Genomic DNA, 13926 nt, shown 5'->3' with positions numbered 1-13926 from the left:
GCAAACAGGTCCCTGTCTCGATGCTATCTCGGAGAGTCCTGAGCCATGTCCGAACAGAGCCCCTCACCGGCCGACTTCAACCGGCAGGTCATCGACGAATTCCGGACGAACGGCGGCCGGGTCGGCGGCATGTTCGAGGGCGTGCCCCTCGTCCTGCTGACCACCACCGGCGCCCGCACCGGCCGCCTCCGCACCAACCCGGCGGTGTACGCGCGCGACGGCGACCGGATGCTCGTCTTCGCGTCCAACGCGGGCGGCCCGAAGCACCCCGACTGGTACCACAACATGCTGGCCGACCCCCGGCTCACCATCGAGGTCGGCACCGACGACGGCCGGGTCGAGCGGTACGCCGTCACGGCGGAGCCGCTCCACGGCACCGAGCGCGACCGCCTGTACCAGGAGCAGTGCGAGCGCGACCCGGCGTTCACCGCCTATCAGGCCGCCACCACACGGATCGTCCCGGTCGTCGCCTTACGCCGTACCGACCTGACCGATCCGGCCCGCACCCGCGCGATCGGCGAGTTCCTGCTGCGCGTCCACGACGAACTGCGTGAGGGCCTGGCCACACTCCTCGATGACGTCGACGACCATCTGGCGGCCCCAGGAGTCGCCGCGCCGACCCTGGGGCCACGGCTGGCCACCCACTGCCTCACCTTCTGCACCGCCGTGCACGGGCACCACACCAACGAGGACGGCGCCTTCACCGACTTCGAGCGACAGTTTCCCGAACTCGCCCCGGCCCTCGCGCAGTTGCGCCGTGAGCACGCGACCGTCGCCCGCACGGTCACGAGCATCGAGACCCTCGTCGCCGAACTGACGACGCCGCGCACCGCCAGTGACGTACACAAGCTGAGGGCCGAGCTCGCCTCCCTGGCAGCGGTTCTGGAGGCCCACTTCGTCCGCGAGGAGGAACAGCTGCTCCCGGCACTGTTCGGCGGCACCCGCTAAGACTTCGCCACCGGGAACACCGCCCGGACCTCCCAGCCGTCACCGTCGCGCGGGCCCGCATGCATGTCGCCGCCCAGCGCGGTGACCCGCTCCTTCAGGCCGACGAGGCCGAAGCCGCCGCCACGCGCCGCGTCCGGGAGCCGGCTGCAGCCCCGGCCGTCGTCCGCGACCGACACCACGAGCCGGTCGCCCTCGCGCCGCAGCCGCACCGTGATCTCGGTGGCGTCGCCCGCGTGCCGCCGTACGTTGGTGAGCGCCTCCTGTACGACCCGGAAGGCCGCCGCCTGCACCTCGTGCGGGAGGTCGTCGGTCACCGCGGGATCGCGGTGCAGGGTGACGCGCTGGGCGCCGGGACTCGCGAAGCCGCCCGTGAGATCGGCGATCGCGGCCAGGTCACCCACCGGTCGGCGGTCCGCCGACTCCACCCCGGAGTCACGCAGCACGCCGACGGTGCGGCGCATGGACGCGAGCGCCTCCGTCGCGGCGCGTTCGATGCCTGCGAGGACGGGGTCCAGTTCGTCCGGGCGGCTGCTCGCCATCATGCGGGCCATCTGCGTCTGCACGAGGATCCCGGTGACATGGTGGGCGACGAAGTCGTGCAGGTCGGCGGCGATGGCGAGGCGTTCGGCGCGGCGGGTCTCGCCGACGGCGACGGTCCGGCGGTAGTCCAGCGTGCGCAGATAGCCGGCGAGCCCGGCGACGCCACCGACCAGGACCAGCCCGATCGCCATGAATCCCGGCGTGGAGCTCCCCAGCTCCCGGTAGTAGCGCAAGAGCAGCGCCAGCAGGGCGCCGCCGTCCAGGGCGCCGCACACCAGGGCCCACGGGTGCGGGCAGTGGCGTACGGCGATGAAGAGCAGACACAGCAGGATCACCGCCTCGCCCGGCCCGAAGAGCGCCTCCCCCCGGACCAGCAGCACGCCCCCCGTGTAGGCGGCGGAGGCGAGCGCGGGCGCTCCCGTGCGCACCTGCGGGGTGAGCCATCGCGGCCGGCGGGCGACCGGCCACAGCACGGCAGCGAGGCCGGCGAGCACCACGAGAGCCACCGGCCACGCGGAGTGGCCCTCCGCCGACGTGATCAGCACATCGGCGGCCGCAGCTGCGAGCAGGACACCGACGACGAAGCCCCGGGCACAGCCCCGGCCGGAAACGGTTCTCATGCGGATCACCGTAGGCGAGCCCCTGTGCGGCCGGATCGGCCGAACGGTCGAGGTGGTCGCCGCGAACCCTGGCCGTACGGCCGAGGCGCGCGGGCGTACCCACGGGCGAGGGTGTGGCTACTTCGTCCCTCACCTCGTCGGGAGTACGTCATGCAGAGCAGGTTCCTCGTCGGCATCGTCGGCGGCGCGACCGTCGTGGTCGCCGTGGGTGCCGTCGGCACCCATCTCCTGTCCGGCACCGAGTCCACCACCGGCCTCGACGCGCACACCACAGTGACGGTGGACGGTCACAAGGCCCTGTCCGGCACGATCGTCGCGGGCCGCGCCCAGAGCAAGTACCACCCCCTGCCCTGGGTCGGCACCGAGGTCACCGACGTTTCCTGCCCGTCCGGTCTGAAGGCCGTGGCCGGGGCCACCGTCACCTGCACGGGCAAGGCGGACGACGGCAAGGAGGTCCGGATCCCGGTCAGCGTGGTCAAGGCCACCGCCGACTCCGTCACCTGGAAGTTCGAGCGCTGAGAAGGGCCACGGCACATCATGAGCATCGTCCTGGCCGGGTACGGCCTCACCAAGAAGTACGGCTCCACCACCGCGCTGGCCGGCGTGGACGTCGAGGTCGGCGAGCGTGACTCGCTGGCGATCATGGGCCCGTCGGGCTCCGGCAAGTCGACCCTGCTGCACACCTTGGCCGGGATCGTCCGCCCGGACGGTGGCGAGGTCCACCTGCACGGCGACCGGATCGACGCCCTCGGCGAGAACCGGCTCAGTGCCCTGCGCCGTAAGCGCTTCGGATTCGTCTTCCAGTTCGGGCAGCTGCTGCCCGAACTGCCCGCCGAGGAGAACGTCGCCCTGCCGCTGATGCTGGAGGGCGTCCCCCGCAGGCAGGCCGTGCAGCGGGCCGGCCGCTGGTTCGCGCCGCTCGGTCTGGACGGACTGGAGCGGCGCCGCCCCGGGCAGCTGTCCGGCGGGCAGGCCCAGCGGGTCGCCATCGCCCGCGCCCTCGTCGTCGCCCCGGACGTCGTGTTCGCCGACGAACCGACCGGCGCCCTGGACCAGGCCACCAGCGTGGACGTGGTCCGGCTGCTGACCTCCGTGACCCGCGAGCAGGGTGCCGCCCTGGTGATGGTCACCCACGACGCCGACATGGCCGCCCACTGCGGCCGGGTGCTTCAGGTCCGGACGGCCGGATCAGCTCGTTCGCCCCGTCCACGGTCGTCTGACCCGCCCCTCATCCGGAGATCCCATGCGCTCCCCCGTCCTGCCCCTGACCTGGCACCTCGCCCGGTCCTCCGGCCGCCGCGGCCTGCAGAGCCACCTGCTCGCCGCCGCAGCCGCCGCCGTCGGCGCGCTCGTCCTGCTGGTGCTGCTCGCCGCCTACCTCGGCTCCGGCGTCCGCGCCGACCGCACCGCCTGGCGCACCCCCGGACCCGACCGGCACGGCACCGCCGTACAGGCACTCGCCACCACGCACGTCCGCCACGAGCCGGTCACCGTCGTCTCGCTGGCCCGACTGCCCGGTCGCAAGCCGACCCCGGCACCCCCGGGGCTGCCCGCCTTCCCGCGGGAGGGCGAGGTGTATGTCTCCCCCGCCCTGGCCGAGCTGTTGCGGAAGCTGCCCGCCGGGCAACTGGCCGACCGGCTCCCGAAGGTGTCGTCGTACGGCACGATCGGCGCCGCCGGTCTCGCCTCGCCGGACGAACTGCTCGCCGTGGTCGGGCGGGCGGCCACCGACCCGGCCGTCTCGAAGGCGGCCGACGGCGAGGGGCTGTGGGACGAGGGGCTGACCGCGCGGGCTGTGGTGTCCGGGTTCTCGGGCGGCGAGCGCAGTGTGTTCACCGCCGGCGACCAGCAGACGGTGCTCCTGGGCGTGGGTCTGCTGGCCGTTCCCGTCGTCGTCCTCGCGGCGGCGGCCGGGCGGCTGGGTGCGGCCCGGCGCGAGCAGCGGCTCGCCGCGCTGCGGCTGGCCGGAGCGACCCCGCGGCAGATCCTGGCGATGACCGCCGCCGAGGCGGCGGCCGTCGGCGCGACCGGCGCGCTGGCGGGCGCGCTGGCGTACTGCGCGCTGCTGCCCGCCCTGGCACGGATCCCGTACGGCATCGGCACCTGGTACGCCGGTGAGCTGTGGGTGGGGCTGCCCTGGCTCGCCGCGGTCGTGGCGGGTGTGGCCGGGCTGATCGCGGTGAGCGCGGTGTCGATGCTGCGCCAGGTGGCGGCCACGCCGCTGGGCGTCGCCCAGCAGGCCAGTCCCCGCCGCACCCGCCTGATCCGGCTGCTGCTCTTCGCCGCGGTCCTCGTCTACATCCGCCACTCCGCGCACGGCTCGGACCTCACCACTGGTCAAATGGTCGGCTCCGTGGTGCTGTTCTACGGCGCCTTCTGGCTGTTCGGGCCGTGGGTCGTGGACCGACTGGGCCGGATCGCGGGCCGCTTCGCCCGCCGCCCGGCGACCCTGCTGGCGGCGCGCCGGCTCAGCGACGACCCGCGCGGTGCCTGGCGCACCGTCAGCGGTCTGGTGCTGGCGGGTTTCGTGGCCGGGTTCTTCACGGTCGGGCATCTCGCCGTCGGCGGCGTCGACTTCGGGGACCGGATGGCCGTACCCGCGGCGAAGGGCGCGACCGCCGTCACGGAGGCCCGCACCCTGCTGAGGAAGGCGGGGGTCACCGCCACGGTGAGCGCGGGCGACGACGACTTCCTGCTGGGCGGCGCCGACGGTGTGATCGTCCGCGTCCCCGGCGGCCCGGAGCAGACCGACGCCGCCCTGACCGCCCTGCAGCCCCTGGGCGCCGGCCGGCTCCCGTACACCGGGGACTACGCAGGCGCCCAGGACATCACCGCCGGCGGGCTCCTCGCCGGCCTCGGCACGGCCGCGCTGGCCGTCGGCTTCCTGGTCGCCACCGCCTCCGCCGGTCTCACCGCCGCCGCGAACGTCCTGGACCGGCGGCGGGTGTACGGCCTGCTGCGGCTGTCCGGAACCCCGCTGAGGATGCTGGACCGGGCCAGGGTGCGGGAAACCGCCCTGCCCCTGGTCGTCCTCGCAGGCGGCACGACGATGACGGGCGTGTACGCCGCCTACCAGTTCAACAAGGCCGCCGAGAGCACGATCAGCACCTCCGGCACCGTGCAGCTGGCCGTCTGCCTGGCCGTGGGCACGCTGGCGATGTTCGCCGCGATCGCCGGAAGCCGCCCCCTGCTGCGGGCGGTCACGGCGGACCCGGCGCAGTCGGCGGACTGACGGTCCGCCCCCGCTGAAGGGGGCCGTCCACGCGGGCCGGCCCCCTCGACGAACCCTTGAGTCATGATCGAGCCATGACCACGCCCGCCCAGCCCAGCCCGCCCATCCGCGTGCTGATCGCCGACGACCAGGACATGGTCCGCACCGGCTTCCGCTTCTTCCTCGACGCCCAGCCCGACATCACCGTGGTCGCGGAGGCCGCCGACGGCGAGCAGGCCGTGGCCCTGGCCCGACAGGAGCGGCCGGACGTCTGCCTGCTGGACATCCGGATGCCGAAGCTGGACGGGCTTCAGGCCACGCGGCTGCTGGCCGGGCCGGACGTCCCCGACCCGCTGCGGGTGGTCGTGGTGACGACGTTCGACCTCGACGAGTACGTGTACGGGGCGCTGCGCGGCGGCGCCTGCGGATTCCTGCTCAAGGACTCCGGGCCGACGCTGCTCGCCGAGGCCGTCCGGGCCGCCGCGGCCGGCGACTCGCTGGTCTCGCCGTCGGTCACGGTCCGCCTGCTCAAGCACCTGACGGCGGCCCCGCAGCAGCCTCCCGGGGCCGCGCGCCCCACACCGCTGCCCGATCCCCTCACCGAACGAGAGCTCGACGTCGTCCGCCTGGTCGCCCTGGGCCGCACCAACGCCGAGATCGCAGCCGAGCTCTACGTTTCCCTGTCCACGGTCAAGACGCACCTGTCCAGCGTCCAGCTCAAGCTGGCCGCCCGGAACAGGGTCGAGATCGCGGCCTGGGCCTGGCAGCACGGGCACGCGCGGACCCGGGCGTGAAGCGCGGCCGTCAACCACGGAGTCCTGACCGACCGGGTGATCATCGGCACGGTCCGCGACCGGTACGCTGTGGCAGCTGCGGCATCCCCCCACCATCAACCGCGCCCGTGCGGTCAGTTGCGGCCTGCGGCGTCGAGACGTCACACAGCATGAGGATGAAACACAGGTGCTCATAGCGGGCCGGTACCGGCTGCACGATCCGATCGGGCGGGGCGCGATGGGAGAGGTCTGGCGTGCGTACGACGAGACGCTCGGCAGACCGGTCGCCGTCAAGCTGCTGCTGCCCCAGGACTCCGACCCCACCGCCACCTCCCGCTTCCGCCTGGAGGCGCAGACCGCCGGACGGCTCCATCACCCGTACGTGGTGGGCGTTCTGGACTTCGGCGCGCACGACGACCGGCTGTTCCTCGTGATGGAGCTGGTCGACGGCGACAGCCTGGCCCGGGTGCTCTCCGACGCCGGGCCGCAGCCCGCCGACCGGGTGGCCCGCATCGCCGCGCAGGCGGCCGCGGGGCTCGACGCCGCCCACCAACAGGGCATCGTCCACCGGGACATCAAGCCGGCCAATCTGCTCCTCGACGCCGACGGCACCCTGAAGATCGGCGACTTCGGCATCGCCCGCTTCCTCGACGACCCGGCGGCCGCGCTCACCGCCACGGGACAGATCGTCGGCACCAGCCTCTACCTCGCGCCGGAACGCGCGCTGGGGCAGCCCGCGGGTCCGGCGAGTGACGTGTACTCCCTGGGCTGTGTGCTCTACCAGCTGCTCACCGGGCGCCCGCCGTTCCAGGCCGACACGGCGATCGCCATCCTGCACCAGCACCTGGACGCCACTCCGACACCGCCGCGGCAGCTCGGCGCCGACCTCCCGCCCGCCTTCGAGAGCTATCTGCTGGGCCTGCTGGCCAAGCAGCCCGAGCATCGGCCGGGTGCGGCGCAGGTCGCCGACTGGTTCGCCTCGGGCGCCTGGCAGGGCCGTCCCGAGCCGCTGCCCGCGGCCACGCCGGCACCGGCGCGCGCGGGGCAGCCCCCGAGCACGGAGACCGGCCCGGCGACGACGTACATGCTGCCGTCCTCGTCCCGGCACACGACCCGGGCCCAGGCGACACGACGCCGGAGCCGGCCGGGCGTCCGCGAAACCCTCACGCGGCGGCCCCGGGTGACAGCGATCGCCGGCGCGGTGGCGCTCTTCGTGGCGGCGATGCTGGTGGGCATGGTGTGGTTCTCACCCGACAACAGTTCGGCGGAGGGTTCCAGCACGGACGTCACCGGCACCACCGGTCCCACCCCCACGGAGGCCACACCCTCCCCCGCCGTGGCCGTACAGCCCTCGCCGACCCCCACGCCCGAGGAAACCGGCGGCGACGAACGGCAGGACGCCACGGAGGACAAGAAAGAGCGCAGGCCTCACTCCGACGACGAGGAGAAGGAGGGGGAGGACGACTGACCCCCGTTCCCCGGTATGGCGCGCAGGAAGTCGGCCGACGGGACGAAGAACCGGGTTCCGGTGACCGCCCGGGAGTAGTCCAGCAGCGGATCGGGCCCCGAGGTCGGCGTGCCGAGGAACATCCGCTCCAGCATCGTGTCCGTCACCCGGGGATCACGGGTGTAGGCGATGAAGTACGTGCCGAACTCGCCGTGTCCCGGTCGGCCGAACGGCATCGCGGCGCGCAGGATGCGCTGCTCGGTTCCGTCCGGGCCGATGACGGTGTTGACGTCCTTGTGGGAACCGGGCGCGTCGAGTTCGACGTTGGTCGCCTTGGTGCGGCCGATCACCTTCTCCTGGGTCTCGACCGGCAGCCGCTCCCAGGCGTCCACGTCGTGCAGGTACTTCTGCACGACCGCGTAGGAGCCGCCGCGGAAGTCCGGGTCCTCGTCGCCGACCAGCGCCGCGTCGGCGGCCTCGTGCCCGACCGGGTTCTCGGTGCCGTCGACGAATCCGAGGAGGTTGCGCGCGTCGTAGTAGGCGAAGGCATGGACCTCGTCCTGGACCATGGCCGCCCCGCGCAGCCCCTTCATGATCTCGGCGGTCAGCGCGAAGCACAGGTCCGGCCGGTTCGCCCTGATGTGGAACAGCAGGTCTCCCGGCGTGGACACCGCGTGGTGCCGTGGCCCGGTCAGCTCGCGGAACGGCTCGAGCGCGGCGGGCCGGGGAACGCCGAACAGCCGGTCCCAGGCCCGGGCCCCCACCCCGGCGACGCAGGAGAGCCCGCCGTCGGGATGCGGGAAGCCGAGGGCCCGCTCCTGTCCGGCGAGCCCCGCCAGCAGCTCCCGCGCCACGGTCTCCCCGCCTGGTTCGACGGTGACGACCAGGAAGACCGCGGCGCTGGTCAACGGGCCGAGCAGCGGCTGCGGCCGGCCATCGGCCGACGGAACCGGCGACGACATGGCTTTCCCTCGACGACGTCCTCACCAACGGCCCGAGCGGCCGATGGAGCACCAGTCACCATGCCCATCCCGACGCCCGGCGACACCGGACCCGGCCGACGCCGTACAACTTCACCGGAAGCAACCAAATATGACGACATGTCAGCTATGTGCCGGTCTCCGGCGCGCCGTGCGTATCTCTGTGGCGTTGCCGCCGAGGTCGGCGCCGAGGGCCAGGGCGCACCACATGACGTGGTCCGGGGCATCGGTACGCAGCGGTTTCAGCCCTGAGCGGCGGGCAGCCCCAGCAGCCGCGAGACGGTGCGCAGCACGCCGTTGTCGTTGTTGGACGGCGCCAGGTGGCGGGCGCGCCGTATGACGTCCGGGTGGGCGTTCGCCATGGCGAAGGACCACTCAGCGGTGTCGAGCATCTCCAGGTCGTTGAGGTAGTCGCCGAAGACCAGGGTCTGCGCGGGGGTGATGCCGAGTTCGCGCTGGAGCCGGCGGACGGCGGCGCCCTTGTTGGCGGTGGGGTTCATGATGTCGACCCAGTGCTCGCCGGAGACGACGACCTGATGGGTGGCGGTGAAGCGGTGCAAGGCCGGTGCCGTGGTGCGTTCGACGGGGCCGAAGTCGTAGAGGGCGACCTTGAGGATGTCGTCGTCGACGGCGGTGACGTCCTCGACGGTCCGGTGTTCGACGTAGTACCTGCGGACCTCGGCGAGGAAGGCCGCGTCGGTCCGCTCCACGTACGCGGACCGCTTGCCGCAGACGACGGCCCCCACGTCGACGCCGTCGGCCGCGAGCCGCCGTACCGCCTCGACGACCTCGGTGACGACGGCGCTCTGAAGCGGGTCGGAGCTCAGCTCCACGCCGTCACGCACGACATAGGTGCCGTTCTCCGCTATGAACACCATCCCCTGCGCCGCCGGGGCGAACTCCCGTGCCAGCGTGGCGTACTGGCGGCCGCTCGCGGGGCTGAACAGCACTCCGCGCTCGCGCAGCCGGTCCAGGACCTCCCACAGTCCGGCCGGGGCCCGCTTGTCGTCGTCCAGCAGAGTGCCGTCCATGTCGGTGACGACCAGCCTGATGTCGGCGGGAGCGGCGGCCGGGGCGTCGGACGCGGTGGGCAGGGGCGAGTGGGAGTAGGGCATGTCCTGTTTCCTGGGGCGCGGTCGCGCCCGTTGTCGTTCCGGGTACGGCTGTCAACCCTAACCGGGGGCGTCCCCCGGCCCCCCTGAGGTCCCGCTGCCCCGATTCCCGGGACACACTGATCATGAGCACGGCACAATGGCGAACGACGACGGCGGTCCGGTCGAGGAGAGGACGAGACGTGAGCGAGGCCCCCACCCCGGCGGAGGGTACGGCACGGCTGAACACCGCTGTGGCGCACAACGCGCGGGTCTGGAACTACTGGATCGGCGGCAAGGACAACTACGAGGTCGACCACCGGGTCGGTGACCACGTCGCATCGATGTTCCCGCTCATCCGGGACATCGCCCGAGCGGACCGCGAGTTCCTGGGCCGGGCGGTGCGGTTCCTGGCCGAGGAGCGCGGGGTCCGGCAGTTCCTGGACATCGGCACCGGGCTGCCCACGGCGGACAACACCCACGAGATCGCCCAGCGGATCGCCCCTGAGTCACGGATCGTGTACGTCGACAACGACCCCATCGTGCTGATCCACGCCCGCACGCTGCTGACCGGTGTGCCGCAGGGCGTCACCGACTACATCGACGCGGACGTGCACGACCCGGACACCATCCTCGAACGGGCCGCGAGCACACTGGACTTCACGCGTCCCGTCGCGGTCATGATGCTGGGCATCCTCAACTTCGTTCTGGACACCGACAAGGCGCGGGACATCGCCCGCCGCGTCATGGCCGCGGTCCCCTCCGGCAGCTTCCTGGTCCTGACGCACCCCACCCACGAGGCCGAACTGGGCGGCGAGGGCCAGATCCCGGCCATGAAGTTCTGGAACGAGAACGCCACCCCGCCGATCACCGCCCGCAGCCGCGCCGAGATCGCCTCCTTCTTCGACGGTCTTGAGCTGATCGAACCGGGGCTCGTGTCGTGTTCGCAGTGGCGATCCGATCTCCACGCCCCCGTCGTGGTACCGCAGTTCGGCGCGGTGACCGTGAAACCCTGACCCGGCCCGCACCCCTGGCCGAGGCCGCCCTGGAGGACGTATGACCACCCTCGCCGACCCCGTCCCGGGCGGGCGTCCCGGTGACGTCGAGCAGGCCACCGCGCTGAGCGGCGAGCTGTCCGGGCGGGGCGTGCACGGGATCGTCCTGGCTTACGTCGACACCGCGGGCATCACCCGCGTGAAGACGATCCCGACCGCCAGGCTCGCCGCGGCCGCGGCCTGGGGCGTCGGCATGTCGCCAGTGTTCGACACCTTCCTTGCGAACGACTCCATCGTCACCACCGACGTGCTCGGCTCCCCCGACGGCGATCTGCGCCTCTATCCCGACCTGGCCCGGCTCACCGTGCTCGCCGGGCAGCCCGGCTGGGCGTGGGCCCCGGTGGACCGGATCACGCAGGACGGCGAGCCGCACCCGGCCTGCAGCCGCACGTTTCTGCGCCGGGTCGTCGCCGAGGCGGCGCGGCAACACGGCATCACCTTCCGGGCAGCCGTCGAGATCGAGTGGGCGGTGGGGCTGGGTTCGGCACCCGACGGGGAGTTCGTCCCGGCGGTGTCGGGGCCGGCGTACGGCGCCACCCGGCAGATCGAGTTGAGCGACTGCACCGCCGATCTGCTGGCGGCCTGTGCGGCGCAGGGCGTGGACGTCGACCAGGTCCATCCCGAATACGCGGCCGGGCAGTTCGAGATCTCGGTGGGTGCGCTGGACCCGGTGGCGGCGGCCGACCGCAGCGTGCTGGTACGGCAGACCATCCGCGCGGTGGCCCGGCGGCACGGGCTGCGGGTCTCCTTCGCCCCGGCCGTGTCCGCCGAAGGCGTCGGCAACGGCGGCCACCTCCACCTCTCCGCCTGGCGCGACGGCGTCAACCTGCACTCCGGCGGTGACCGCCGGTACGGCATGACGGCCGACGCCGAGTCCTTCGCGGCCGGGATCCTGGCCCACCTGCCGGGCCTCACGGCGGTGACAGCACCCAGCCCGGCGAGCTGTCTGCGGCTCAGACCGTCCCAGTGGGCCGGGGTGTTCACCGCCTGGGGCCGGGAGACCCGGGAGACCGCGGTGCGGGTCATCACGGGCACGGCGGGGCTGCGCGACCAGGCGGCGAACCTGGAGGTGAAGCCCGTCGACCTGGCCGCCAACCCGTATCTGGCCCTCGGTTGTGTCATCGCCGCCGGGCTGGACGGCCTGGCGACGTCCGCGGCACTGCCCGAGGAGACCACCGGGGATCCGGCACGGCTCGACGCCGAGGAGGCGGCGGCCCGGGGTGTGCGCCGGCTGCCGGTGTCGCTGGACGAGGCCGTCGCGGAGTTCACCGGGGACGAGCGGCTGCGGGCCGCGCTGGGACCGGTCCTGGCCGATGCGGTGACCGCCGTACGGCGCGGGGAGATCGCCTCCGTCGCCGGGCTGGACGACGCCCGGGTGGCGGCGGCGTACCGCTGGGTGTACTGACATGAGCGGCACCGGCCCCATCGAGGAGGCGCTCGCCGCGCTGCCCCTGGTGGACCACCACTGCCATGGCGTGGTCACCGGGGATGTGAGCATGCGGCGCTTCGAGTCGCTGATCACCGAGGGCGAGGTGTGGCCGGGCATGTCCCCCTTCGACAGTCCCGTCGGCGTCGCCGTCCGCCGCCACTGCGCACCCCTGCTCGACCTGCCGCGGCACGCCCCCGCCGAGGACTACCTGGTCCGCCGGGCCGAGCTCGGCGCGGCGGAGGTGAACCGGCGGTTCCTGTCCGCGGCGGGGACGGAGGTGTTCTGCGTCGACACCGGGTACGCCCCGGACGGCCTCACCACACCGGCGGAGCTGGCCGGGGCCGCCGGTGGCGGCGCCGTCGCGCATGAGGTCGTACGGCTGGAGAGCGTCGCCGAGGCGGTCGCCGTGGCGGGCGTCGAGCCGGACGAGTACGCCGAGACGTTCCGGGCGGCCGCGCGGGAGGCGGTGGGGCGGCCGGGTGTGGTGGCGGTGAAGTCGGTGGCCGCGTACCGCACGGGCTTCGACCTGGACCCGGCGCGGCCCACGGCCGAGGAGGTCACCGAGGCGGCTCGGCGCTGGTCGGCGACGGGGGGCGGGCGACTGGACGACCCCGTCCTCGTACGGCACCTGCTGTGGACGGCCGTCGAGCTCGGCCTCCCCCTCCAGCTGCACGCCGGTTTCGGGGACAACGACATCCGGCTGCACCGCGCGGACCCCACCCACCTGACCGACTGGCTCCACCTGACCGCCGGCACGGTCCCGGTGCTGCTCCTGCACTGCTGGCCGTACCAGCGCCAGGCCGCCTACCTTTCGGCCGTGTTCGAGCAGGTGTACCTCGATGTCGGCCTCACCCTGCACTACGTCGGTCCCGGCCGGGCCCGGGCGGTCCTGGCCGAGGCGATGGAGATCACCCCGTTCCGCAAACTGCTGTACAGCTCCGACGCCTACGGTGTGGCCGAGTTCTTCCCGCTGGGGGCGCTGGCCTTCCGGCAGGGGCTCGCCGGACTGCTGCGGGAGCGGGTGGACGCCGACGAGCTGAGCCTGCCCGACGCACTGCGGATCGCACAGTGGGCGGGGCGGGACAACGCCCTCCGGGTCTACCGGTTTTCCGACGACACCTGAAAGTATGATCAAGCAATGTCTGACATGACCGAAACCACGCCCGGTTGGCTGACGACCGACGAGCTCGAGATGGCGCGCGCCCGCATGCCGATCCTGTACGTCGAGGCGGTGCCCGTGCGCGTCGACGACAGCGGTGAAGTCACCAGCATCGGCCTGCTGCTGCGCATCGGACCGGACGGAACGGTCAGCCGCACCCTGGTCTCCGGCCGGGTACTGCACCACGAACGCGTCCGCGACGCCCTGCTGCGCCACCTGGAGAAGGACCTCGGCCCCGTGGCACTCCCCCGGGTTCCGGCCTCCCTGCAGCCGTTCACGGTCGCCGAGTACTTCCCGACCCAGGGCATCACGCCGTACCACGACCCGCGTCAGCATGCCGTGTCCCTCGCCTACGTGGTCCCGGTGACCGGCGACTGCCGTCCGCGTCAGGACGCGCTGGACCTGGTGTGGTTCAGCCCGCAGGAGGCGGCCTCCCCGGCGGTGCAGAGCGAGATGCCGGGCGGTCACGGCGTACTCCTCAAGCAGGCACTCGCCCACGTCGGTCTCGCGTTCTGAACGACGCCCGGCACACCCGCAGCGACACCGCGCGGGCGCCGGGCGCCGTCACTCGACCGGGCCCGCTTACGCGGCGAGGCGTTCGGCGAGGGTCTTGGCCTTGGTGGCGGCGTCCTGGAGGGCGCGCTCGCGGGAGGCCTCGAAGAGCGGCACCAGC

12 protein-coding genes and 2 pseudogenes are annotated in these 13926 nt (G+C 73.1%); 10 read left to right on the top strand and 4 right to left on the bottom strand.

Annotation, left to right across the window (positions count from 1 at the left end; all coding sequences use genetic code 11):
* Positions 1 to 45: 45 nt before the first annotated feature.
* Positions 46 to 948, top strand: a complete 903-nt coding sequence (locus tag ACFVJQ_RS41440; protein WP_385516831.1) for a nitroreductase/quinone reductase family protein — start codon at positions 46 to 48, stop codon at positions 946 to 948.
* Here ACFVJQ_RS41440 and ACFVJQ_RS41435 read toward each other — a convergent pair.
* Entirely contained in the window at positions 945 to 2108 is a 1164-nt protein-coding gene (locus tag ACFVJQ_RS41435) for a sensor histidine kinase (protein ID WP_385790926.1), read from the bottom strand. The genes ACFVJQ_RS41440 and ACFVJQ_RS41435 overlap by 4 nt on opposite strands.
* 150 nt (positions 2109 to 2258) lie before the next feature.
* Here ACFVJQ_RS41435 and ACFVJQ_RS41430 point away from each other — a divergent pair, with 150 nt between their 5' ends.
* From ACFVJQ_RS41430 to ACFVJQ_RS41410, 5 genes and pseudogenes are all read left to right on the top strand, one after another.
* Positions 2259 to 2627, top strand: a complete 369-nt coding sequence (locus ACFVJQ_RS41430; RefSeq protein ID WP_385790925.1) for a DUF4333 domain-containing protein — start codon at positions 2259 to 2261, stop codon at positions 2625 to 2627.
* A gap of 18 nt (positions 2628 to 2645) precedes the next feature.
* A pseudogene (locus ACFVJQ_RS41425) lies at positions 2646 to 3328 on the top strand (ABC transporter ATP-binding protein).
* A 23-nt stretch (positions 3329 to 3351) separates the two neighbouring features.
* Entirely contained in the window at positions 3352 to 5340 is a 1989-nt protein-coding gene (locus ACFVJQ_RS41420; RefSeq protein WP_385790924.1) for an FtsX-like permease family protein, read from the top strand.
* Positions 5341 to 5414: 74 nt separating this feature from the next.
* Positions 5415 to 6113, top strand: coding sequence for a response regulator (locus tag ACFVJQ_RS41415; protein WP_385516821.1), 699 nt, complete (start codon positions 5415 to 5417; stop codon positions 6111 to 6113).
* 166 nt (positions 6114 to 6279) lie between these two features.
* Positions 6280 to 7560, top strand: a complete 1281-nt coding sequence (locus ACFVJQ_RS41410) for a serine/threonine-protein kinase (RefSeq protein WP_385790923.1) — start codon at positions 6280 to 6282, stop codon at positions 7558 to 7560.
* Here ACFVJQ_RS41410 and ACFVJQ_RS41405 read toward each other — a convergent pair.
* Both ACFVJQ_RS41405 and ACFVJQ_RS41400 read right to left on the bottom strand, forming a co-directional pair.
* A complete protein-coding gene (locus ACFVJQ_RS41405; RefSeq protein WP_385790922.1) occupies positions 7521 to 8501 on the bottom strand; it encodes a Dyp-type peroxidase in 981 nt (326 codons plus the stop codon). The two genes, ACFVJQ_RS41410 and ACFVJQ_RS41405, sit on opposite strands and share 40 nt — an antisense overlap.
* A 260-nt stretch (positions 8502 to 8761) precedes the next feature.
* Complete coding sequence (locus tag ACFVJQ_RS41400; protein WP_385790921.1) at positions 8762 to 9634, bottom strand: Cof-type HAD-IIB family hydrolase; 873 nt, start codon at positions 9632 to 9634, stop codon at positions 8762 to 8764.
* Positions 9635 to 9813: 179 nt separating this feature from the next.
* On the opposite strand from ACFVJQ_RS41400, the gene ACFVJQ_RS41395 reads away from it, so the two are divergent.
* The 4 genes from ACFVJQ_RS41395 to ACFVJQ_RS41380 are packed head-to-tail and all read left to right on the top strand — an operon-like array spanning position 9814 to position 13769.
* Positions 9814 to 10626, top strand: coding sequence for an SAM-dependent methyltransferase (locus ACFVJQ_RS41395; protein ID WP_385790920.1), 813 nt, complete (start codon positions 9814 to 9816; stop codon positions 10624 to 10626).
* A gap of 40 nt (positions 10627 to 10666) precedes the next feature.
* A complete protein-coding gene (locus ACFVJQ_RS41390; protein WP_385516812.1) occupies positions 10667 to 12070 on the top strand; it encodes a glutamine synthetase family protein in 1404 nt (467 codons plus the stop codon).
* Between the two features lies 1 nt (position 12071).
* Entirely contained in the window at positions 12072 to 13217 is a 1146-nt protein-coding gene (locus ACFVJQ_RS41385) for an amidohydrolase family protein (protein ID WP_385516810.1), read from the top strand.
* 24 nt (positions 13218 to 13241) lie between these two features.
* A complete protein-coding gene (locus tag ACFVJQ_RS41380; RefSeq protein ID WP_385272239.1) occupies positions 13242 to 13769 on the top strand; it encodes an NUDIX hydrolase family protein in 528 nt (175 codons plus the stop codon).
* Between the two features lie 66 nt (positions 13770 to 13835).
* Here the strand turns inward: ACFVJQ_RS41380 and ACFVJQ_RS41375 are convergent.
* A pseudogene (locus tag ACFVJQ_RS41375) lies at positions 13836 to 13926 on the bottom strand (FMN-dependent NADH-azoreductase); the annotation flags it as partial.

The organism is Streptomyces sp. NPDC127197 (assembly GCF_042672405.1).
Lineage (GTDB): Bacteria > Actinomycetota > Actinomycetes > Streptomycetales > Streptomycetaceae > Streptomyces > Streptomyces flavusporus.
Note: the sequence above shows the minus strand (reverse complement) of the source record. Positions and strands in the feature narration are given on the sequence as shown.

Coding starts and splice junctions, on each gene's coding strand:
- ACFVJQ_RS41440 (WP_385516831.1), top strand. CDS start 46: ATGTCCGAACAGAGCCCCTCACCGGCCGACTTCAACCGGCAGGTCATC.
- ACFVJQ_RS41435 (WP_385790926.1), bottom strand. CDS start 2,108: ATGAGAACCGTTTCCGGCCGGGGCTGTGCCCGGGGCTTCGTCGTCGGT.
- ACFVJQ_RS41430 (WP_385790925.1), top strand. CDS start 2,259: ATGCAGAGCAGGTTCCTCGTCGGCATCGTCGGCGGCGCGACCGTCGTG.
- ACFVJQ_RS41420 (WP_385790924.1), top strand. CDS start 3,352: ATGCGCTCCCCCGTCCTGCCCCTGACCTGGCACCTCGCCCGGTCCTCC.
- ACFVJQ_RS41415 (WP_385516821.1), top strand. CDS start 5,415: ATGACCACGCCCGCCCAGCCCAGCCCGCCCATCCGCGTGCTGATCGCC.
- ACFVJQ_RS41405 (WP_385790922.1), bottom strand. CDS start 8,501: ATGTCGTCGCCGGTTCCGTCGGCCGATGGCCGGCCGCAGCCGCTGCTC.
- ACFVJQ_RS41400 (WP_385790921.1), bottom strand. CDS start 9,634: ATGCCCTACTCCCACTCGCCCCTGCCCACCGCGTCCGACGCCCCGGCC.
- ACFVJQ_RS41390 (WP_385516812.1), top strand. CDS start 10,667: ATGACCACCCTCGCCGACCCCGTCCCGGGCGGGCGTCCCGGTGACGTC.
- ACFVJQ_RS41385 (WP_385516810.1), top strand. CDS start 12,072: ATGAGCGGCACCGGCCCCATCGAGGAGGCGCTCGCCGCGCTGCCCCTG.
- ACFVJQ_RS41380 (WP_385272239.1), top strand. CDS start 13,242: ATGACCGAAACCACGCCCGGTTGGCTGACGACCGACGAGCTCGAGATG.